Source organism: Paenibacillus sp. P32E, from assembly GCF_001909085.1.
Taxonomy (GTDB): Bacteria; Bacillota; Bacilli; order Paenibacillales; family Paenibacillaceae; genus Paenibacillus_AQ; species Paenibacillus_AQ helianthi.
This window is the reverse complement of record NZ_LVYY01000014.1, coordinates 132,987-155,075: the sequence shown is the minus strand read 5'-3', so window position 1 is coordinate 155,075 and position 22,089 is coordinate 132,987. Positions and strand designations below refer to the sequence as shown.

At 52.1% G+C, this 22,089-nt stretch carries 19 protein-coding genes; 6 read left to right on the top strand and 13 right to left on the bottom strand.

The window, feature by feature from the left end; genetic code table 11:
- Positions 1-55: 55 nt before the first annotated feature.
- Positions 56-1,165, bottom strand: coding sequence for an FAD:protein FMN transferase (locus A3848_RS15785; RefSeq protein ID WP_074085879.1), 1,110 nt, complete (start codon positions 1,163-1,165; stop codon positions 56-58).
- Between the two features lie 249 nt (positions 1,166-1,414).
- On the opposite strand from A3848_RS15785, the gene A3848_RS15780 reads away from it, so the two are divergent.
- Together A3848_RS15780 and A3848_RS15775 are read left to right on the top strand one after the other, a co-directional pair.
- Positions 1,415-1,987 (top strand): TetR/AcrR family transcriptional regulator, encoded by a 573-nt coding sequence (locus A3848_RS15780; protein ID WP_074085878.1) that lies wholly within the window; start codon positions 1,415-1,417, stop codon positions 1,985-1,987.
- Positions 1,988-2,089: 102 nt separating this feature from the next.
- Positions 2,090-4,183, top strand: a complete 2,094-nt coding sequence (locus tag A3848_RS15775; RefSeq protein ID WP_074085877.1) for a YhgE/Pip family protein — start codon at positions 2,090-2,092, stop codon at positions 4,181-4,183.
- A 143-nt stretch (positions 4,184-4,326) separates the two neighbouring features.
- Here A3848_RS15775 and A3848_RS15770 read toward each other — a convergent pair whose 3' ends face one another.
- The gene (locus tag A3848_RS15770; protein WP_074085876.1) at positions 4,327-5,259 is read right to left on the bottom strand and encodes a glycosyltransferase family 2 protein; all 933 of its coding nucleotides are present in this window, start codon (positions 5,257-5,259) and stop codon (positions 4,327-4,329) included.
- A 286-nt stretch (positions 5,260-5,545) separates the two neighbouring features.
- Between A3848_RS15770 and A3848_RS15765 the strand changes: the two genes are divergently transcribed.
- Together A3848_RS15765 and A3848_RS15760 are read left to right on the top strand one after the other, a co-directional pair.
- Complete coding sequence (locus A3848_RS15765) at positions 5,546-6,832, top strand: glycosyltransferase family 4 protein (protein WP_074085875.1); 1,287 nt, start codon at positions 5,546-5,548, stop codon at positions 6,830-6,832.
- A 239-nt stretch (positions 6,833-7,071) separates the two neighbouring features.
- Positions 7,072-7,794: a DsbA family oxidoreductase gene (locus tag A3848_RS15760; protein WP_074085874.1), complete on the top strand. Its 723-nt coding sequence runs from the start codon at positions 7,072-7,074 to the stop codon at positions 7,792-7,794.
- Positions 7,795-7,948: 154 nt separating this feature from the next.
- Here A3848_RS15760 and A3848_RS15755 read toward each other — a convergent pair whose 3' ends face one another.
- The 9 genes from A3848_RS15755 to A3848_RS15715 form a co-directional block, all read right to left on the bottom strand.
- Positions 7,949-9,529, bottom strand: a complete 1,581-nt coding sequence (locus tag A3848_RS15755) for an oleate hydratase (protein ID WP_074085873.1) — start codon at positions 9,527-9,529, stop codon at positions 7,949-7,951.
- Between the two features lie 150 nt (positions 9,530-9,679).
- Positions 9,680-10,261, bottom strand: coding sequence for a dihydroxyacetone kinase transcriptional activator DhaS (gene dhaS, locus A3848_RS15750; RefSeq protein WP_074085872.1), 582 nt, complete (start codon positions 10,259-10,261; stop codon positions 9,680-9,682).
- Between the two features lie 59 nt (positions 10,262-10,320).
- Positions 10,321-10,716, bottom strand: a complete 396-nt coding sequence (locus A3848_RS15745) for a hypothetical protein (protein WP_074085871.1) — start codon at positions 10,714-10,716, stop codon at positions 10,321-10,323.
- Positions 10,717-10,744: 28 nt separating this feature from the next.
- A complete protein-coding gene (locus tag A3848_RS15740; RefSeq protein WP_074085870.1) occupies positions 10,745-11,260 on the bottom strand; it encodes a hypothetical protein in 516 nt (171 codons plus the stop codon).
- A 186-nt stretch (positions 11,261-11,446) separates the two neighbouring features.
- Entirely contained in the window at positions 11,447-12,472 is a 1,026-nt protein-coding gene (locus A3848_RS15735; RefSeq protein ID WP_074085869.1) for an RluA family pseudouridine synthase, read from the bottom strand.
- A 106-nt stretch (positions 12,473-12,578) separates the two neighbouring features.
- Positions 12,579-12,764: a CLC_0170 family protein gene (locus A3848_RS15730; RefSeq protein ID WP_143186257.1), complete on the bottom strand. Its 186-nt coding sequence runs from the start codon at positions 12,762-12,764 to the stop codon at positions 12,579-12,581.
- 17 nt (positions 12,765-12,781) lie between these two features.
- The gene (locus tag A3848_RS15725) at positions 12,782-14,002 is read right to left on the bottom strand and encodes a Ger(x)C family spore germination protein (RefSeq protein ID WP_074085867.1); all 1,221 of its coding nucleotides are present in this window, start codon (positions 14,000-14,002) and stop codon (positions 12,782-12,784) included.
- The gene (locus tag A3848_RS15720; RefSeq protein WP_074085866.1) at positions 13,999-15,096 is read right to left on the bottom strand and encodes a GerAB/ArcD/ProY family transporter; all 1,098 of its coding nucleotides are present in this window, start codon (positions 15,094-15,096) and stop codon (positions 13,999-14,001) included. Before A3848_RS15720 ends, A3848_RS15725 begins: the two co-directional genes overlap by 4 nt.
- Positions 15,044-16,699, bottom strand: coding sequence for a spore germination protein (locus A3848_RS15715; protein WP_083612176.1), 1,656 nt, complete (start codon positions 16,697-16,699; stop codon positions 15,044-15,046). The genes A3848_RS15720 and A3848_RS15715 overlap by 53 nt, the downstream gene beginning before the upstream one ends.
- A gap of 110 nt (positions 16,700-16,809) precedes the next feature.
- Between A3848_RS15715 and recQ the strand changes: the two genes are divergently transcribed.
- Positions 16,810-18,645 (top strand): DNA helicase RecQ, encoded by a 1,836-nt coding sequence (gene recQ, locus A3848_RS15710; protein ID WP_074085865.1) that lies wholly within the window; start codon positions 16,810-16,812, stop codon positions 18,643-18,645.
- Positions 18,646-18,660: 15 nt separating this feature from the next.
- Entirely contained in the window at positions 18,661-20,616 is a 1,956-nt protein-coding gene (locus A3848_RS15705) for a B12-binding domain-containing radical SAM protein (protein ID WP_074085864.1), read from the top strand.
- Between the two features lie 221 nt (positions 20,617-20,837).
- Here the strand turns inward: A3848_RS15705 and A3848_RS33010 are convergent, their stop codons facing one another.
- A complete protein-coding gene (locus tag A3848_RS33010; protein ID WP_256701671.1) occupies positions 20,838-20,921 on the bottom strand; it encodes a putative holin-like toxin in 84 nt (27 codons plus the stop codon).
- A 170-nt stretch (positions 20,922-21,091) separates the two neighbouring features.
- Positions 21,092-22,054: an alpha/beta fold hydrolase gene (locus tag A3848_RS15700; protein WP_074085863.1), complete on the bottom strand. Its 963-nt coding sequence runs from the start codon at positions 22,052-22,054 to the stop codon at positions 21,092-21,094.
- Positions 22,055-22,089 lie beyond the last annotated feature (35 nt).

The following is a 22,089-nucleotide window of genomic DNA, read 5'->3' as shown; positions in this document are numbered from 1 at the left end:
AGCCCAGGCTCTGCCGCTTTTGCTGTTATCTGCTGATTCTACTAACAGGTGATATTTAATTGGCAAAAGTGTACGTAGGATCAGTCAGCTGCAATCGATCCCGCAGTCCCGAGGTCGCGTAAATCTTGTTGTCGTCCGTGATGAAGAAGGCATCGATTTTTTCCGGCAGCGACTCAAGATATTTCATGCCGTCCTTCAGACCCATGAGAAACACCCCGGTGGACAGGGCATCCGCATCCGTTGCATTGGGGCTCATAATCGTAATGCTTTTCAGCCCGTTCTGGGATGGGAAGCCAGTACGCGGATCAAGAATGTGATGATAACGCACACCATCCTGCATGAAGAAACGTTCGTATACACCAGAAGCGTCAATGACTTCGTTAGAAATCTTAATGGTTCCCAGCTGCGTACCCCGGCTCTGGTCAGGGTCCTGCAGACCAATGTTCCATGGAGTGCCGTTAGGCTTGTTGCCCAGGGCAATAATACTGCTGCCCCCAAGGTTGATCATCGCGCTGTCCAGACCCTGCTTTTTCAAATATTCTGCAATCCGGTCGGCGGCATACCCTTTGCCGATCCCGCCCATATCCAGCACCATGCCTTCTTTGGCCAGTTTAACCGTCTTCGCGGCATCGTCCACAATTACATCTTTATAGTTGGTCAAGGCTTTGGCTTTGTCGATATCCGCCTGAGGTGGAACCGATTCTCCGCCGCTGCCGATATTCCAGAGATCTACAAGCGGACCGATGGTCGGATCGAACAGCCCGTTCATTTTTTCGGCATATTTCAGCGACTGCTTGACAATATCCAGCGTTTCATCGGAGACAACAACGGCCTCTTTACCGGCAGCCTTATTCACGGCATATAGTTCTCCGTCTTCTTTAGTCCGGCTGAACTCTTTATCCATGCGCTCCAGCATTTGCTGAATGTCATCCATATTTTTCTGTTCTGCCTTGTCGCCGAACACCTTGATATTCACGACAGTATCATAAATATAAAACGTCTGCTCCAGGGATTTCGTTCCCCCATCCGTAGCAACCTTTGCACCGCCGGAGGTTTCCTTGGGACTGCTGTTCTTGTCCTTATTATTGCTGCAGGCTGAGACAGCAAGAGCCATGACAATGACGAGAGCGAGCAGGACAAGTGCCGATTTTTTGTTCTTAAACATATTCCACCATCCATAAAGTTAGTTTCTTGATCACATCTTTTTTATCATACCCCAGATATGGAGGCAATGGATACTTATTTCATAACATTTTGGGCATAAGAAATAGATGAGATTCATACACCAGATGGAATTTAATTAAAATTGTTGTCATTTGGGCGCAGACATGTTAAATTGTTTTATGACCGACTGACCAAAATAAAAATTTAGTCAAAATTAGACTGATTCTTTAGAAGGAAAGGAGCTTGAACCATGTCCATCGACCGCAAAGCATTAATCCTGCAGGCGGCGACAAAGTCCTTTGTGCAGTTTGGCTATAAAGCCACGACTATGGATCAAGTGTCCAAGATCGCGAATGTTGGTAAGGGTACGATTTATACCTTTTTCAAAACCAAGGAAGAGCTGTTTGAGGAAATTCTAGACAAGGCCTCCCAGGAGCTGACCTCGGTTATGAACCGTTTGGCTTCAGAAGATCACACGTTTACTCAAAAGCTGCTCAATCTGCTTGACTCCATTTTGGAATTCCGCTCGGACCATGAGCTGTTCGTCAAGCTGGCGCAGGAGGTGCGCGATATCGGTACCGTCCAGGCACTTGAAGGGGTCAAACGGATGGAGGAATATGCGCTCGATTTTCTGCGGCAACAGATTGAGCGTGCCATCCAGCGGGAAGAAGTGAAGCCGTGTGATCCAAGTGTGGTGGCGTTTATGATCCTGCGTTTATATCTGGCTTTGACTACTGAATGGAACAAAGGGCATGAGCCCCTGGACAAAAACCGGATTAAGGAGCACATGATTTTGTTTATTTCGAAGGGTATTCTCGTGTAGAAGCCAAGCCACCCGGCCTGAAAAGGCTATTTTTTTCCGATAATAATGATTGATTGTGAAAATTTTCATGAACTTACAAAAAAGAGATAGAAGGTGCCGGCAATGAAAGCTATTACTGTATTTCTGAAGGATTTGAAAATCCTGGTGACGAAGCCGATGCTTGCGCTCACTTTGCTGGGTGTTGCGGCATTGCCGATGCTGTACAGCGGTTTTTTGGTCGATGCTTCATGGGACCCCTATGGCAATACGGGCAAGCTGCCTGTGGCCGTGGTCAACCAGGATAAGGGAGCTGTCTACGAGGGCAAGACCATGGACGTGGGCAAGGATTTTGTCGATGAGCTGAAGGATAATAGTGATTTCAAGTGGGATTTCGTTGATGCGGCTGAAGCGGAGGATGGCATGGCCCATAACCGCTATTATATGACGGTTACTATTCCTGCCAACTTCTCGGAAAATGCGACTACCTTAACCGAGGATCATCCGGTCCAGGCAGAGATTGTGTTCGAGCCGAACAGTGATTATAACTTTGTAGCCGGGCAAATCGGCATCAGCGCGATGAGTAAACTGAAGTCGAAGCTGTCTACCCAGATTACAGCGGCGTATACCCGAAGCATGTTCGAGCAGGTAGACACGATCTCTGAAGGCCTTGGGAACGCCGGCGGCGGTGCAACCGAGCTTAAGGACGGAGCAGGGAAGCTTACTAACGGGCTGACCACGCTTAAGACCAACCTGAACAAGCTTGCCACAGGCACTTCTGAGCTGCAAAGCGGACTGAAGCTGCTGTATAACGGGGCGGGTAGTCTGAATCAGGGCTCAGGCACGTTGACTAAAGGGACGACGGACCTTGCTAGCGGCTTAAGCCAGCTGGCCAAGGCCCAGCAGCAGCTGCAGGATGGTGCTGTGAAGTCACAGAACGGCGCGGCGCAGTTAAAAGAAGGACTGCTGGCTTCGCAGAATGGCAGCAGCCAGCTCAAGGAGGGGCTGACTGCATCCGAAGCGGCCAGCAGCCAGCTTGCTGCCGGTGCAGATCAGGTCGCCAAGGGACTGGAGCAGATGATGGCGGCTACGCCCGGCCTGCAGGAGAGTGAACAGTTCCAGCAGCTGCTGGCCGCAAGCCGTCAGGTTGCCGCGGGTAGTCAGCAGCTGCACACCGGGCAGGCACAACTGCTCGCCGGCAGCACGCAGCTGGACAAGGGACAGCAGCAATTGGCCCAAGGCGCCACACAGCTCAGTGATGGCGGTGCTCAGCTGGCCGCAGGAATGCAGGCCTTCGGCAAGAAGCTGGATGAGGCTAGCAGGGGCGGAAGCAAGCTGGCTACCGGGGCAACGGCGCTCAACAAAGGCGCGTTGCAGCTGAAGCAAGGATTAACCAAGCTGACTGGAGGTGTGGACGGTCTCTCGGAAGGCGCCGTCAAGCTGAATGATGGGGCGGGCGAACTGAAGGACGGTGCAGGCAAGCTGGCCAGCGGCAGCGGTGAGCTGGCGCAGAAGCTGAATGATGCTGCAGCAGACACCTCCAGTGTGAAATCCGGGGATAACACCGTGAATATGTTTGCTGAACCGGTGAAGCTGACAGAGAAGACCGGTCACAAGCTGGATCACTACGGACTGGGAATCGCTCCGTATTTCTTATCGCTAGCCCTGTTTGTGGGGGCGCTCGTGTTCACCACTGTGTTCTCGCTGCGGGACTCGAATGTGCCGGGGGCTTCGCCGATGGGCAGATTCGTCAGCCGGACGCTCACCTTCGTAATGGTAAGTATTCTCCAATCGGTTCTTGCCGATATAATCTTGCTATATGGTCTGAAGCTGGAAGTTCAGAGCGTTCCCCTCTTCTTCCTGTTCTCGCTGATTGTCAGCTTCACCTTCACCATGATTGTGCAGGCCTTGGTTACCTGGCTGGATAATCCGGGGCGTTTCCTGGCGATTGTCCTGATGATCTTCCAATTAACCTCAAGTGCAGGCACCTTTCCGCTGGAGCTGCTGCCCAACTGGATGCAGAAGGTCAATCCTTGGCTCCCCATGACGCATAGCATCGTCGGTTACAAGGCAATTGTCGGCACCGGTGACTACGCGCTGATGGGACAGCAAATCATATATTTGCTTACCTATGCTGTAATTTCCCTAGTGCTTACATTCCTGTATTTTGCCCGCCAGACCAAGCGTACCACAGCTGCTCCGAAAGAGCTGACGGCTTGAGCAACGGGGAGCACAGAACCACAGCAGGCATGCAAGCAGGCATGCAAGCAGGCATGCAAGCAGGCATACAGCAAAAACTCCCGCCCCTGAAGAAGGGGAACGGGAGTTTTTGCTGTATTATTTAGAAATTAAGATTTATTCTGTTAGTCCAGCATATATTCGCGGTACTTATCCTTACGGGGATTCAGTACAAAGAGAATGCCGCTGACATAGCCTGAAACTGCATTGAAGTTGCGTTTCAGCGTAAACTTACCGGTAAGATAAGTCAGTGTCCACAGCAGCGCGGCGTAATTTTTCACCGGAGCTTTGCGCAGATTCAGCAGGTAATAATGATTGACCGCCGTCGCCCGTGCCACACGTCCTGCTTTGTCGCGGGAGCTTGGAGACTCATGGTGGGTGATTTTCATATCCGGGTTGATTACAAGCTTGCCGTACTTGCTGGCCAGATGACACATATAAATATCGTCAGCCACTGCATAGCTGGTCATCCAAGGATAAGGTTTCATGTCTTTAAGAGCCGAAGCGCGGAATGACATATTGCAGCCATGGAAAAAATCTGTTTCAAAGGTGTCCCGGGTTTCCCCCCAGAGCAGCAGGGAGCCGGCAAGGGTGCTGGCAGACAATCTGCCTGGCGAAGCCGACATTTGGAAGGTCAGCATGCCGAGCAGTTTGCCGGATCTGCTGCTGGACATGCCTTTGGCTATGCCGCCGACGCCGACGATCGACTTGTCCGCCGCATAGGTATCCAGCATCCGGCGGATGTACAGCGGATCATCCAGTTCGGCATCATCGTCGAAGCTGAGCAGAATGTCTCCGTTAATGAGTCCGAGTGCCTCATAACGGGACAGCCAAACGCCGGGTTTGGTTTTGCGGTAATAACGCAGCTCTGCCTGAGGCATCCGGTTCAGTACCTTGCGGAAATACTCCAGGACAGACTCTTCAATATCACCATCGTCTACAATCAGCAGCTCTATCGAGACATCTTCGAGTTCGGTCTGCCTGCCGATGGACTCAATGCACAGCGTAAGATCTTTGATCCGGTTGCGCGTGGGAATGACTATAGACACATCATGCATGCCGCTGACCCCTTCCGGGACGCCTTAAGCGTCCGCTTTACGAGAATATAATACACCGAGAGTTCTTGTTGCTCTAAGTTTACCCCCCTTCAGGTAGGCCGTATATACCACTTTCGTTTACTTTTTTTTATAGCGTTTGCGATTATAATTATTAGGAAATAAGTTGCATTTGATTTTAAGTAATATGAACTATGCTTACAAAACTTTAAGCCTATGCTTCCTAAGTTAGTTTTGCGAAGTGCGTTCAAGGAGGCTTATGCTATCAAAACTTTAAGGAGGAGACGTTATGCATGTCGGGATCTTTATGCATACTAATTACTTTGAAGATTTCTTCGTGAAGGGCCTGGGTCTCAGTGAAGAGGAATATGTAAGTTCGTATCATAACGATTTTTCATTCGATTATGCGCGTCTCTTGCAAACCAAAGGAATCCGTACCACTATTTATAACTTCACCCGTGTCGGTGATGAGGTCAGAACTTACCAGCATGGCATGGTGGATTGCACGGTTAAATTTATTCCTGTAGGGAGACTTTATAAAACGTACTGTCTGATCCCGCACTCGCACCGGACGCCCATCGGTAAATTTATCTCCCAATATATCTCCACCATTCAAAAGGACCTGGCCGGGATTCTGCGGGGGGATGGGATTAATCTGATCTATGCCCAGGAATATGCTTCCGGACGTTTTGAACGGCTGGCTTCAACGGCCAAGCAGCTGAACATCCCGATCATAGCCGCATACCACGGAGGCAGCATTCATAAATGGATATTGCCAATCAAAAAACATACGCTGCACAAGGCTTCCTTTCTGACCACACTTAATGAGGATGAGCAGAAAAGCATGGTAAGCCATTTCCCGCACATCGCGGACCGGATTCGGCTGCTGCCGAACTTTGTGAATTCGGCGATCTTTTACAAGCGGGACAAGGAAGAGGCGATGACGGCGCTTGGCCTGGACCCGGACAGCAGATATATTATCACCGTAGGGCGATTGTTCGAGCACCAAAAAGGACATTCTCTGCTGGTTCAGGCCATGGAGCAGTTGCGTTCCATTCCGGGCCTAAAGGTACTGATCGCCGGCGGCGGGCCCGATGAGCAGAGCCTGAAGGCACTGATTGCTGAAAAAGGTCTTGAGGACCGTATGATTCTTCTCGGTACGATCCGCAACAAGGAGGTCCTGGCCAGCTACTACAGCATTTCCGAGCTTTTCGTACTGCCTTCACGGTATGAAGGGCTGCCGCTGGTCATTCTGGAAGCTGGTGCCTGCGGGCTGCCGACGGTTGCCTTTAATGTAATGGGGGTACGTGGGCTGGTGCAGCATGGGGTGAACGGCCTGCTTGCTGAAGGGCTGAGCCCGTCCGCACTCGCTGCCTCACTCGATACGTTGCTAGCCAATCCGGAGCTGCGTGCAGAAATGGGGGAAGCCGCCTTGCAGATCGTCCGCTCTGACTATTCTGAGGAGATCATCGGTGCCAGGCTGTATAATTTGCTGCAGGAGAGTCTGGGGCTTGACCCTTTGCCGGCCCAATTCGGCGGGGACGGCTTTGCAACGAAGCTGAGCACCCCCGTCTGAACAGCCCGAATACAACGTGGTAACGTGTGTAGAACCTAATATAAACTGATCCTACAGCGCTCTGCGCTCCGCAAAGAATGCCGGCAGGCTTTTTGCGGAGTGAGGCGCTTTTTTGCGGATTCGGTGCATATTTGGAGAAGGTAAGGCCGAAGGTGTGAAATATACTTGTAATTTTCGGTTTTTAACTATACAATTGTAAGTGACAAATATTTAGTTACTTAACTTTAGGAGGAATCCCTATGAGAATAGATGTATGGTCCGATAATGCCTGCCCGTTCTGTTATATCGGCAAAAGACGACTGGAGAACGCATTGAGCCAGTTCGAAGGCCAAGACAAGGTAGAGGTGGTCTTCCGCAGCTTCCAGCTCGATCCGAATGCTCCGGTTCAGGCAACCATGGATATTTATGATATGCTGGCTGCCAAATATGGCATGACCCGTGAGAAAGCGATAGCGACGAACGTTCAACTCGCAGAACAAGCCAAAGGGGTTGGTCTGGATTTCAACTTTGATATCGTGCAGAATACAAACACGTTTGACAGCCACCGTTTAGGCCACTATGCTGCCGCCAAAGGCAAAGGTCCCGAGATGTCCGAGCGGCTGCTGGCGGCTTATTTTACCAATGGGCATAATTTGGCAGACCGTCAGGAGCTGGCTTCCCTGGCAGCCGAGGTTGGACTGGATGCTGCAGATGTAGCGGCTATGCTGGAGACAGACGCTTATGCCGATGCGGTGAACACTGATATTGCGGAAGGACAACGGCTGAATATCACAGGCGTACCTTTCTTTGTCTTCAATAATAAATATGCCGTTTCGGGCGCTCAGCCGGGGCCGGTATTCTCCGAAGTATTGGATACAGTCTGGGCTGAAGAGAAAAATACACCTGAGCTTCAGGTTGTCGGTAAGCCCCAGTCCAAAGCAGCAGATGCCGAGGGCTGTGACGACGGCTCCTGCAGTATCTGATTTTGAATACCCGACCGAAACCAGGGCATCCTGTCTTGGAGCGGATGAATGAATAGTGCTTACATGAAGCTGCACAAAAGCCCCCTCCCGTTAGAAATGGCTAACGGTGAGGGGGCTTTTGGATGAAGGGAAAAGCAACGGCTACGGTCAGCAGTTATCTGAACGAAGTCACAAAGCTCGTAAACAACGTCCGCACATCATAGTGATGCTGCTTGATCGGTTCCACAGGGCGGTTCACACCCATCAGCGTGTACACGGCAATTCTGGCTGCCCGGACGGAGTATTCCTCGGTGAATACCACGTCGTCCGGGATCTCGCAGTATTGGCCGACAAAGGCGAGGTTGGTTGACCCCGCTGGAACGACCTGCGGCCGGTCGCTGTTCAGCCGCGGCATGAACTGGGAGGTAATGTATGGCATCATGCAAGGGATACAGCTCACGGTAGCCATGATCTCTTCCTTGTGCGCTTCGAAATGAAGGTGGCCGATCAGCTCCTGCATAATTTCTTCCCCGGTACAGTCGCACATTCTCTTTTTTACGAAATCGCCGACCTTGTCCGGATACAGCCCGTAGCCCCAGAATACCTTGACATGCTCTGGTTGATTGCGGAAATGTGGCTGGAACGCCAGCACCACAGACATGAACCAGCTGGAATCCTTGAAGGTGACAAGAGCGCCTGTACCGGCCCGGTTGCGTGTGAACTTTTCCATCAGATCAAAGAATGCCGAGTCCTGGAATGTTACGGTGAACGATTCCCATTTCGAGCCGTCCACATGATCGTCGAAAGGGGAGGGATTGCCGAGACCCGGTTTCTTGGCGGCGATGTTCTCCCATAGCTTCCAGGAGCTTCCCTTGCCGTTCAGGCCCGGAGCGGTTGTCATCGAACCGAGGCTGGAGCCTTCGGTCATGGAGCCGTTCGTAATGATTACGCGGTCTTCTTCGCCAATCTCGATGACATCCGGAACACCTTGGCGCAGCACATGCATTTTCGTAACTGTAATGCCTTCGCCGTCCTTGAAATCCAGATCGGTGACTGTACATTTCAGGGTGAAATCTACGCCAAAAGGCTCAAGGTACTTGTGCAGCGGCAGAATAATGGAATCATATTGGTTATAAGGAGTGCGGGTGACTCCTTCAAGCGTTTGAATGCGCGGGAATTCATGCATGAAGCGGATCATGTATCTTTTGAATTCAACCGCACTATGCCAGGGCTGGAAGGCGAACGTCGTTGCCCACATGTACCAGAAATTCGTCTGGAAAAAATGAGGACCGAACCAGTCGTTGATCCGTGCCTTGCCCATTTTGTCTTCGGGAGTGATAATCAGCTTGCCCATAGCCAGACGGTCCGCCATGTCGAAGCCCATCGATAGTACATCCTCGACTTCACCTTCCCGGTTAATCAGACGGGCATTGGAGTGTGTAGGGTTGGCATCATCGAATGCTGTAATTTCCTCCCGCAGCGATTGCCCCGGATGGTCGATCGAAGGAATGGTGCTCAGGAGCTCCCAGAGATTCTCGTAGGTTTCATCGTTCAGCATCCGGCCGCCCCGGATGACATAGCCTTGTTCACCGCTGCCCGAACCGTCATTGCTGCCGCCGAGGATTTTCATCTCTTCAATAATGTGAATGTTCTGTCCGGGGAAGTCGCAGTCTCTGACGAGGTAGGCCGCACCTGCAAGGGATGCAATACCGCCGCCGACAAAATAAACCTGGCTGTTACCGTACTCTTTTTTCACTGTGAGTCGCCTCCATAGGGTTGCTGTTTGCTGTTGCTGTCCCTAATGTAAACCAAGGCTGACGCTGAGGGTATGGTCAAAAGTCTGCAAGTGTATGAAATTTGGTCACTTGAGGCAAAGTGTAAGGTTTTCCGACGGAAATCGCCTCTCTTAGAGATCGGTAAGACCGTTTCCACTCGCATATTGATGCAGCGCTTTGGCAAAGTTCCCCTCAATGAGCACACTGAGCTTATCGATGATCACCTTCGGCTCTTCCTTCATGCCGCCGCGCATCCACTGGATCACAAGTCCCGTAAAAGCCAGCGTATAGAAATTGGCAATAAACCGCTTGTCCTCACCGCTAACCTCCAGTTCACCCGCGAGCTCTTGAATAACCCCCATAATCAGGTCATTCGTCACTTCATACAGATACGCATCGAGATGTGTTCGGCCCAGAGAGTCCAGCGTATTGCAGCAAAAGGCTTTATTGGCCCCAATATAGCAAAAGATCCGGTAAAACCCGTCCGTCCACGTGCTGTAGCTGCGGTACTGGGCGATGCTCTCCACAGCTTCTGTCTGATAAATCCAGCCCAGCAGCTCAAAAATATCCTGGAAATGATAATAGAACGTCTGACGGTTCAGCCCACAATCATCCACTAGATGCTTAACGGAGATTTTGTTCAGCGGGGCATGCTCCATCAGGGCTTTCAGCGAATGGGCGAGGGCTTTTTTGGTCAGAAGGGAATTGGACATGGGCTACCCCCTTATCATGTGGTCCTGATGGTTGACAAAGCTTCGTTGTTCAAAAGGAATTATGCGCCGTGCCTGCGTCTGGCCAGCCAATAAACCCCCTCCGTGAGCAGGCCGGCCGCAAAGCCTCCAAGGGTGAACATGGCAAACGTGAGAAAGCCCGCCAGATCCTCCCATCCGGACATTTCCCGGTAGGTGTAGAAGATCATGAGTCCCAGCCCGATCAGAATCCCTGCCGTGGTAATCAGCCACACCAGCCTTGCGCCGAGCCAGCCGGAGCCGTTCACCATGATGGACACGCCGAGCGCAAGCACGGCATAACGGCCGAGGAGGAGAGCACTGAATTCCTTGTCCAGCAGGATAAAACGGTGTAGAGTCAGCAGCAGCCACAGAAGAAGGGCATAGACGGGAAACCAGATGTACCAGCGGTTGCTTTTGGCGGTTGGCAGGAAACTCATGAACCCATCACCTCATTTATAGGAATATTTAGATGTCTTCCAGCTCCTCAGCGCTTTGCAAAAGAAACTTTAGAAGATTGGGGATATCCTCCATTTGATCTTCGGTAATTTGTCTCTTGAACTGCAATTCGATGCAGTTGTTGTACGTATCGCTATCCTGTCCGTAAAGGTAACTCAGGGATTGAACAGGCTGGAAATCAGGTCCCCAGATCGCGGAGAGGACATCCTCAATCGCCGGACACTGGACGTTAACATCCTCGATTTCCATATAGAAGCGCAAAAGAAGGCCGCAGCCGGGATCGCTGCCCGGAGTTTCCAGAATTTCATCACTGAGCTCCTTCACAGAGGAGAGCAGCACCACCTCGGAGGTGACATTTCTGCCATCGGTCAGCTTGAAGGACAGGCTGAACTCCCGGGACATCAACGCGAGGTTCAGGAGATCGGTCCGGTCTGTTATCACTAGAATGCCGTCCAGATTATCATAGTCGTAGAGCTGGTTTTCAAAAGCAATTTTAATATTGTCAAAGACAGTAGGATGGAACATGAATGGCACCTTCTTATGTTTCTCTATATTGTATCATGACGCCAATTGCTGCGAAAATGTTGCTGGACCGGAGGCACGCCAATGCCGAATGAAAGGGGTGCTTATCCCACTGATCAGCCGGATAAGCACCCCTTTAAGGATGAATGGAAGCATTTAATCCTGTCCATTTGCGGTTCGTAATAAACTTTAGTTCGTTGGTGCAGGTGCAGAGTATTTCAGGAATGTCTTCGGGATGGCACTCTCAAAGGTGAGCAATTCTCCCGTGGTCGGATGTACAAAGGAGAGCACGCGGGCATGCAGTCCAAGCCGGCCCACAGCTTTGGTCTCTGCACCGTATTTTTTGTCGCCGGCAATCGGATGTCCGATATCGGACATGTGCACACGGATCTGATTTTTGCGTCCGGTCTCCAGGTGTACCTCCAGCAAAGAGAAGTGGCGGTTGGCCTGAATAAGCTTGTAGTGGGTCACGGCGTGCAGGCCATCCCCTTCATGGGGGCTGGAATACATTTTGAGCGTCGAGGTTTCCTTCAGCCAGGAGCTGATGGTTCCCTCCGGTTTTTTGACAACACCTTCGACAAGAGCTACATAGGAACGTTCCTTCACCGTGTCTTTCCACGTATTCTGCAGCATTTGCTGAAGCGGTTCACTCTTGGCAAACATCATGACCCCGGAAGTGTCGCGGTCCAGCCTGTGTACCACAAAGACGCGGTTTTGGGGGTTGCTTAGGCGTACATGCTCCATCAGTTGACGGTAGGCGGTCAGTTCATTGTCTTCGCCGGTGGCGATGGACAGCAGACCCGCATCCTTTTGAATGACAATCAGATCGTCATCCTCATGCACAATCGTCAGTCCGATCATTTCCTTCACCTGGGCCGGCTTTTCCTGGTCAATGGTAACGGTCTGGCCGGGGTGCAGCTGGAAATTATGTTTGGTCACTGCCTTGCCGTTCACAGACACCTGCCCCCGGGAGAGCATTGATTTGATGGAATTTCTTCCACGGCCTGTGACGGTCTTCAGCAGAAAAGCCAGCAGCTCGGCAGGTTCGGTCACTGTATACGATTTAACTGGAGCGGGTGTCTTGGCTGTGGCCCCCGGCTTGCCGCCCGGTTTGCTATTAGAGCTTCTTATGCCGGACTTAGGCTGAACCTTGGCGTTCGTTCCCGGTCTCGCGCCGCGTTTGGAACTATCTTTGGGATTTCGTCTTGTATTCATGGAAGCATTCTCCGTCCTCTAATAATGTACTCCTCAATATACCATGAGCAGTTAAGAAATACTACGGAGCGCCGGGAGTGGGGGTCATCAGGCTGCTGTAGGGCGGCTATATCATCATAATCCGCCAGACGACGACGATTAAGGCAATACCGGCAAAGCACCATCCCAGTGCGGAGGCGTATTTTTTTTCTCTTACCCATCCGCTGGATTTGTAGATATTCCGGTCTACAGTGAGCAGCATCAGTGCGGAGAACATCGCAATGGCGGCGGAACTGGAAAATAAACTGACCATGAGCATCTCCCCGTTTCCTAAGTCTTTTTAAGTCCGACTCTCCGCAGGTGCAGTGTGAGGTTGAAGTCCACGGTAATGCTGCCGTAGAGCTCTTCCCAGTCACTTTTGTTATGAATGTGCTGTCTCCAATACTCAGGGTGGTGGGCGCGGATAATCTCTCCCATTCCAAAAATATCGGCATGATCCTTCTGGGTCTGCCGTATCAGCCTTCGGATCACACCCTTCGCATTCCTTTCGAATTCACGCTCAATCTCATGCAGTCTTGCAGTGGAATCGGCAGGCTTCTTGCCGTTATAGTGCTCATCCAGATCCCCTTCAAAGTTAATATCAAAGGATAGCACCGGCTTGCCGTCCCGGATGAAGCTGCGGGCCTTGGTGTAGCGCTCATTAATTTTGGTCATGACCATACCGAGCTCCTTCGTCTTGAAAAGGGTAGAGTAGCCGCCTGGGTCCATTCCCTCAACGGCCATGAAAGCGCCGATTTCAAGCGGCTGTGTAGTGTTGATCATTTTGCCCTGGCTGAAATACGCCAGACCGTTAATCAGAATATTCTCTTTGTTGCGGAGCGCCACATAAGGAAGATAGGCGCTTTGTCCCCATTTGGAATCTGCCGACCAGTAGGTGCCGATATAATCCGGGGGGAACTTGCCCGAGGTTACCGCTTTCTCCATCATGGAGAGCACATAGAGCGTGGGCACGCGCTGCAGCGGAGGCTTGACATCCATGAACTGCGAGGCACGTCCTTCGGACACCAGCAGCCAGGTCCTGCGCCGGACTTCGGGATTGCGCCGGAGATAGTCATCCAGATCGTCCATTCTTCCCCGGGCGATGTCTTGGCTGATGACGATCACACGCAAATGCACGAGATACCGGGGGTCTGCGATCTGCTGCTGCAGATTGTTCATGGCATCATCAAGCGAATGTCCAAGCACCGTAACCACCCACACCGGGCTTATCTTTCCGTCCTGGCTTCCGCCGCTGCCCGGGCCCAGCGGGACCCGTCCTGGAACAGCAATCTGTGCTGTGATACTGATCATTTCCTTCGGCATTTCAGTATTCTTTAGATGGGTGACCTGTTCTTCCTCAGCTGCCTTTTCGGGCGGGGCGGTATCAATGGATAAGCCCAGCACCAATGCCCGGTCCTCAATTTCAACCTGATCCCAGCATCCGGCAAGGAAGAGACTGATAACGGCAGCCGGCAATAATACCGAGCCTATTTTTCGCAGCAATTTATTCATGACAGGCCCCTCTTTCCGGAGCGGCGGAGCCAATAGACCGCCCATAGCAGCATGGGGTAGCCAAGCAAGAGGAGCATGGAGACATTCCCCAGCATCAGTGACCAGGTATAGGTCTCAAAGACATTCTCCGGAAGCAGGGCGATCACAAAAACAAAAGGAAGCACGGCGCTTGAGGTCATCCGCTGATCTCTCAGACCCAGCAGATTCTGCAGGAGATAGGATGCCAGGTAATAGGTAGTGTAAATAGAGGTATATACTGAAATTACCCATATGACAATAAATAGGGCATCCAGCCGTTCCAAAAATCCTTCGCCTATTGCCGCTGATCTGGCGGTTTCCAGCGTGGGGTAAATCAGCAGTTTGGTTTCCTCTGCACCGAACAAGCCTATGCATGCTAGAGCAATCAGCCAATAGACAGCCCCCGATACAAAAATGCCAATGGCCCCTGCACGTACCGCCTGCTTCGGCAGCTTCATGAAAGGGATCAGCAGCGTAATCACAAAGGAGCTTTGGAACAGGTAGCTGGCTTCAAGCGCGCCTTTCCAAAATGAGGCTGTAGGAGCCGTCAGAACAGGCTGCAGGTTCAATAGGTCAACATTCCTTAAGGAAATCAGAATGGTTACCAGAACAGAGCCGATGATCAGCGGCAGGTAGAAGAAATGAATGTAGGAAAACTTGATGATATTCCTTCTGGCTGACAGCTGACAGATTAGCAGCATCAGAAAAATGGTTGCTTCGATCGGTGTTTTATTGAATAAAACACTGGTAGCGACATCTCCAAACTGGCGGGCAGTAAGACCGGTAAGCGTCATGAATATGAGCCATATGATCAAAGTGAAGAACATGGCCAGCGGGCGGCCAATTAATCGGCGGCTGAATACAAACAGCGATTCTGTAGGGAAACGGCGGCATAAGGAGGCGAGCAGCCAAAAGCTGAAGAAGGAAACCAGAACGCCGGTGAGCGCCACAAAAGGCCCGGCACTATTTCCGGCAACGGCCATGTAGCGGGGAAAGCTGAGTAACCCTACACCAATGATTGTGCTACTGATTACGGCTGCCGCGCGCAGGGTCGTGATCTGTCGGGAATCGTTCACCGGTCTCCCCTCCTTCTTGAAGAATCTGGTCTATATAAGTTCCAGGTACAGAGTCCGGAAGTTTAGTGCTGTCCTGGGTATACAAAAAACTGGGCCGCCGGCGCATCCACCACAAAGGCGCCCTCACCAGCGTATCCTTCCAATCCCGCCATTTGCCGGGGATGTACGGTGACATAAACGGGACTCCGAAGGATTCGAGGAATAACAGATGATTGATAATCAGGATCGTACCAATCATTACACCGTAGAGTCCGAACATTCCGGCAAGAAGGACCAGGGGGAATCTCAGCATACGCAGAGCAATCGCGGTGTTATAAGCCGGGGTGGCAAAAGAACCGATAGTGGTCAGCGCGACAATGACCACAGTGATCGGACTTGCCAGTCCCGCTGATACCGCAGCCTCGCCGATCACGAGCACGCCCACAATGGAGAGGGCCCCGCCAATCATCTGCGGGAGGCGGATCGTGGCCTCCCGCAGCACCTCCATGGATACCTCCATGATCAGCACCTCCAGCACAGCCGGGAAGGGAACGCCGGCCCTCCCCCCGGAGATGGCTACTGCGAAATCTGTAGGCATCAGCTCCGGATTAAAGGAGATTACGGACACGTACAAAGCCGGGAAAAACAGGGAGAAAGCAAGTGCGATCAGTCGGATCATCCGGATGAGACTGCCCATAATAAAACGTTCCGTATAGTCATCAACCGTTTGGAAGAATTGGTTGAATAAAGCCGGAACAATGAGTGCAAAAGGAGAGCCGTCCACCAGGATAGCCACCCGGCCTTCGAGCAAAGAAGCTACTGTTTTGTCCGGCCGCTCCGTGCTCTGAACCTGCGGGAAGGGGGATAACGGCTGGTCTTCAATAAATTGTTCAATATAGCCTGCATCGATAATCCCGTCAGTATGAATAATTGAAATTCTGCGCATCACCTCGGCTACGAGCTTCGGGTCAGCCAAGTTGTCCAAGTAGCACAAGGCCACCCTGGATTGGGTTCGGGTCCCGAGCGGACTGATTTCAATCCGGAAGTCCGTACTCTGCAGCCGGTAGCGCAGGAGCGAGAGGTTGTTCTCAAGCTTTTCCACATATCCTTCCCGCGGGCCCCGGATCACTTGTTCCGTCTGGGGCTGCTCTACACTTCGGATGTCGATCTGCCGCATATCCAGCATTAGAGCTTCGCTGGAGCCTTCTATCAGCAGAATCAGCTGGCCCTTGACGATTGCGGGAGGCAATGCGGACAGGTCTTGTTCTGTGGTTCCTTGTGTGACTTGTACCGCTACATTCCAGATATAATGGGACATATCAGCAAGCTTGTCCGGCATTCCGGGATGACCGGCAGAACGGTCCATGAGCGGTTTAAGAATGTATTCCTGAATCTGCTCCTGATTGACCAGAGAGGAGAAGAAAATAAGCGCCGCCTCATATCTGCCGAACAGCAGAAAATCACGCACGACAAGATCTCCGCTTTGGCCGAGCCGGGTAAGCAGATCTTCCTTATTGTCTTTCAGGCTGAGGCTTATCTTGTCATTGCCGGGAACGGGAGGTACAGGGGAGGGCTGCTTTTGCTTCTGCATATATGAAGCGTATTTCTCTTTCCAAGCTTGCATTCGGCCGCCTCCTTTGGGCTGACAGTTTGGAAGATCACTATAAAGTGTTGGTTAGTAGAGGGTTTTTTATGTAAACTAAAGATAGAAAGTCTTAAGGAGTTATGATAGAGATGAAGATGCAAGCACCTACCATGGAACAGGCGCAGGCTGAACTGCAAAAATATTACGGCTATCCCGACTTCCGGGAAGGCCAGAAGAAAATTGTCATGAATTTGCTGGAAGGCCGCGATACGCTGGGTATTATGCCGACGGGCGGGGGGAAATCGATCTGCTATCAGGTTCCCGCACTGCTGCTGCCGGGACTTACCCTGGTCATTTCACCGTTAATCTCGCTGATGAAGGATCAGGTGGATGCGCTAACCACAGCAGGAATTCCAGCCGCATATATCAACAGCACACTAAGCGGCAAAGAAGTGAATGATCGCATCCGCGCTGCACGCCGGGGCGAGCTGAAGCTCCTCTATGTGGCTCCTGAGCGGCTGGAGCTGGACTGGTTCCGCCTGGAAATGGCCGGACTGTCTATCTCTTGTGTTGCAGTGGATGAAGCACACTGTGTCTCCCAGTGGGGACATGACTTCCGTACCAGTTATCTGGCAGTCTCCCCGTTCGTAGAGGAGTTGCCAGAGCGGCCGATTCTTGCGGCTTTTACCGCAACGGCTACGCCTGAGGTGATGGAGGATATGGTCCGGCTGCTGCGGCTTCGTCAGCCCGGGGTCTTCATGACCGGGCTGGGCCGTGACAATCTGGCGATGTCTGTGCTGCGCGGGGAGAACAAACGCGAGTTCGTGATGGACTATACCGCGCGGCACTCTAATGAGCCGGGAATCGTGTATGCGGCTACGCGCAAAGAGGTTGATGACCTCTATCAGCGGCTGCAGGCGTCCGGTGTTGCCGCCGGGCGTTATCATGCGGGAATGAATGATCAGGAGCGGGCAGAGAGCCAGGAAGGGTTCCTCTACGACGATATACGCGTCATGGTCGCTACCAACGCCTTTGGGATGGGTATCGACAAGTCGAATGTACGTTACGTCATCCATTACAATATGCCAAAGAATATGGAAGCCTATGTGCAGGAGGCAGGCCGTGCCGGACGGGACGGAGAGCCCAGCCAGTGCATTCTGCTCTTCAGCGCCCAGGATATTATGACGCAGAAATTCCTGATCGAGCAGAATCCGCAGGACACAGACCGCAAAGCCAATGAATACCGCAAGCTTCAGCAGATGATCGATTACTGCTATACCACCCGCTGTCTGCGCAGTGCCCAGCTGGATTATTTCGGCGAAGAGCATGGGGACAAGCCATGCGGAATCTGTAGCTCTTGTACGGATGAACGGGAATTGGTAGATATGACAGTGGATGCCCAGAAGATTTTCTCCTGTATCCACCGCATGCGCGAGCGTTATGGCGTGGCCCTGGTATCCTCTGTGCTGAAAGGCTCACGTAATCAAAAGGTGCTCCAGTACGGCTTTGAGAATCTGCCTACACACGGGGCGATGTCCAGCCGTACGGAGAAGGAGATTACAGAGACCATCAATGTAATGATCTCAGAAGGTTATCTGGCATTATCGGAGGGGCAGTATCCTGTTGTACGGCTGCAGCCTCTGGCTGCTGAAGTGCTGCGCGGCCAGCGGCAGGTACTGCAGCGGGTGGCCCGTCCACTCCGTACCGGAGGTGCATCCGGTTCGCGGGACCGCAGCCGTGTCCGCGATCTGGCGCCGTCGGCTGTCAATGAGACGGTATTCGAGCAGCTGCGCCTGATCCGCCGCGAGCTGGCGGGGCGTGAGCATGTGCCGTCCTACATTATTTTCAATGATGCGACCCTTCGCGAGATGAGCGTGGTTTGCCCGCAGACCGAAGCGGAAATGCTGAGAGTCAAAGGGGTCGGTGAAGTGAAATACCGGAAGTACGGCAAGCCCTTCCTGGAATTTTTTCAAAATGAAATGTAAAGAAGGTTATGAGGCATGAAAATCATCCTGGCCACATTAAATGCCAAATATATTCACACCTCGCTGGCGATCCGTCTCCTGAAGGCATACAGCGAGCATGAGTTTCAAGATATTCATTTGGCAGAATACACCATCAAAGATCCCGTGATGAATATCGTGTCAGACCTATTCCAGAAGAAACCGGATGTGATCGGTTTTTCCTGTTATATATGGAACATCGAGGAGACCGTTAAGCTGATCGGGATTCTTAAGCAAGTGATGCCGGAGATCAAGATTGTGCTGGGCGGGCCGGAAGTATCGTATGAGCCGCTATACTGGATGCAGCGTGAGGCCGGGATTGATTTTGTAGTGAACGGGGACGGGGAAGAGACCTTCCATCATTTGCTGCAGGAATTGCGGGATGACCACAAGTTCCATTTTGTCTACGGGGCTGCCTACCGCAAGGGCGAAGAGCTGATCGTCAATCCGCCGCGTCCCAAAAGCGATCTCAACACTCTGCCGACGCCGCACCGGTTCCCGGATGATCTGCCGGATCTCGGCAAGCGGATCGTTTATTTTGAGACCAGCCGGGGCTGTCCGTTCAACTGCCAGTTCTGCTTGTCCAGCATCGAGGTGGGGGTGCGGTACTACGATATTGAACGGGTCAAATCCGATCTGCTCTATCTGATTGAGAATGGTGCAAAAGTCATCAAATTTCTCGACCGCACCTTTAACATCAACCGCAATTATGCCATGGAAATGTTCCAGTTCCTGATCGACAACCATCAGGGCTGTGTATTCCAGTTCGAGATTACGGCCGATATTATGCGTCCAGAGGTACTGGACTTTCTGGCGGAGAATGCCCCTCCGGGCATCTTCCGGTTCGAGATTGGCGTGCAGTCCACCAATGATGAGACGAATGAGCTGGTCAAACGCCGGCAGAACTTCACCAAGCTATCCCGCACTGTCATGAAAATCAAGGCCAGCGGCAACATCGATCAGCATCTCGATTTGATAGCTGGTCTGCCGCAGGAGGATTACTCCACCTTCCGCAAAACCTTTAACGATGTATTTGCCATGGAGCCGGAAGAGCTGCAGCTCGGATTCCTCAAAATGCTGCGCGGCACCGGCCTGCGCGCCCAGGCGGCCAAATACGATTATACGTATATGGAGCACGCTCCTTACGAAATACTCAGCAGCCACGTGATGCCTTTCTCTGACATCATCCGGCTCAAACGGCTCGAGGATGTGCTGGAGAAATATTGGAACAGCCACCGGCTGGATCATTCGGTCAAGTACCTGATCCGGCATGTGTTCCCATCTCCGTTCGATTTCTTCCAGGAGTTTGGCGACTATTGGGAGGAGCGGGGCTGGCAAAAGATCGGGCACCAGCTGGAGGATCTGTTCATCCGGCTGCATGCTTTTCTGACGGACCGCGGAACGGATTCCATGGAAGTAATCACCGGGCTGATGAAACTGGATTATTTCCTGGGCCACAAATATAAGCCACGTAAAATCTGGTGGGATATCACGCTGGACAAATCCGACTGGTCGCGTTATATGAAGGAAATCACCAGTCATCCGGAGCGCCTGTCCGCCAAGCTGGCAGAGGCGGGATTCAGCGAGCGGGAGCTGCAGAAGTTCACAGTGCTCGAAGTGCTGCCATTCCGGCTGGATGCTGTGCTGGATTCGATTAGCGGACTGCGTTTTGATCCTGTGGCTGCTGAAGCTGAAGGGGCCGGGAAAATAGACGATAGCACGCTGGGGAACCCCCTTGTAACGGGTGGCGAACAGACAGGCACGGCAGCTGCTGCAGTGCAGACAAAGCCAGCGGATCTGGCAATGGATACCACGCCGCCGCTTGCTGCTGCAGACAAGAGTTCCGTTGCTCTGGCGGAACCCCTGGCGCATACCGCCGGAAGCACGCTGTTGATCGTCATGTACCAGCAGGACGAGAGCCAGCGGGCGCAGTACTATTCACTGCCTTTGTAGTCAGTCTGTCTCTTGATGCGCCGGGAAAGGGGAGTTTCGGAAGGGAGGCCCGCCGGAGAGGATTGCCCGGCAGGTCTTTATGTAATAAAATGGATTGTGCTTAAATAAAGTAAAAAAGGAGCTGTGTCATCAGCACAGCCCTGGTGTACAACCACTGCTGTAGAGCAGCCGGTCGTCTCATCTTTTGTGGTTTGGAGTAGACCGTTACCTTCCGGGGCGGTCTATTTCTTTTTAATGTAGCCTAGCAGAGCCAATAGGAACATACCGAACATGAACATCAGGGTAATAGCATCTTTTACGTCCATTACCGTCACCTCCTCTTATAGGAGAGGCGCCTACTGCTCATGAACAATGTTGTACAAGAAAATCATATCACATTCTGCATGTTAAAAAATGGATCATTAGTAGATTTATAGCGGAAAAATACAAAGACAGGCTTTCCGGAACTGACGGAAAGCCTGTCTTTTATAGTATGCTAATGAGCAGCGGGTTGAAGCAGCAATGATTCTGCCGGCAGGTGGCGTACAAGCCAATCCAGCACATCCGAAGTTACCTCATCCCGGTTCACTTCGTTGAGCATTTCATGCCTGCCTTCGGGATACAACTTGAATTCTACATCGGATATTCCATGCTCCTGGTAGATTCCGGCCAGGCGGATCACACCTTGACCGTTCATGCCTACAGGGTCTTTGGCTCCCGCAAATAAATATACGGGCTTATTCTTGCATAGTGTAAGCAGAGTTTCCGGGGAATGGATATCCCGCAGCAGCCGGAAAAAATCGCGGAAGAAACGGGTTGTGCAGACTGCTCCACAGAAAGGATCAGCTATGAAGAGGTCTACTTCCTGTGAATCACTGCTCAACCAGTCAAAAGCAGTTCTTACCGGGGCGAAGGAACGGTTATAAGGGCCGAAAACAATCCCGTTCATCAGAACACTGCGGTGGCGCATCCCCTGCAGCCTGGACTGCAGTCCGGCAAGCGACTCTCCGAGCCGAAGCATACCGCGCGGCCCGTTCGTACCACTCAGGATAAAGCCGGTATAGACTTCGTGGCCATCCTCGCACATCAGCTTCTGAGCCAGAAAGGAGCCCATGCTGTGGGCCAGGAGGAAGATTGGCAGGCCCTCATGCCGGGATGAGGCGATGCCGGCTAGCTGGAGCAGATTACGCCGCATCCAGTAAAAGCCGTCCTCACCTGTGTCACCGAGTAAATCGATCCGGTCTGCGGTATGCCCATGGCCCCGGTGGTCATTGGCATACACCGCATAACCAGCTCCGGTGAGTGCTGCTGCAAACCGTGCATAGCGGGCAGCCGTTTCACACATGCCGTGGGCAATCTGGACAATCCCCCTCACCGGAGCCTCCGGCTCCGGCAGCCATTCATAGACATGAATGGCGACCCCTAGCGGATCAGTCATCTTAAAGCTGTTCTCTCTCATACCGTTCCTCCTAAAAGTTTTGTGAGCAATACTTC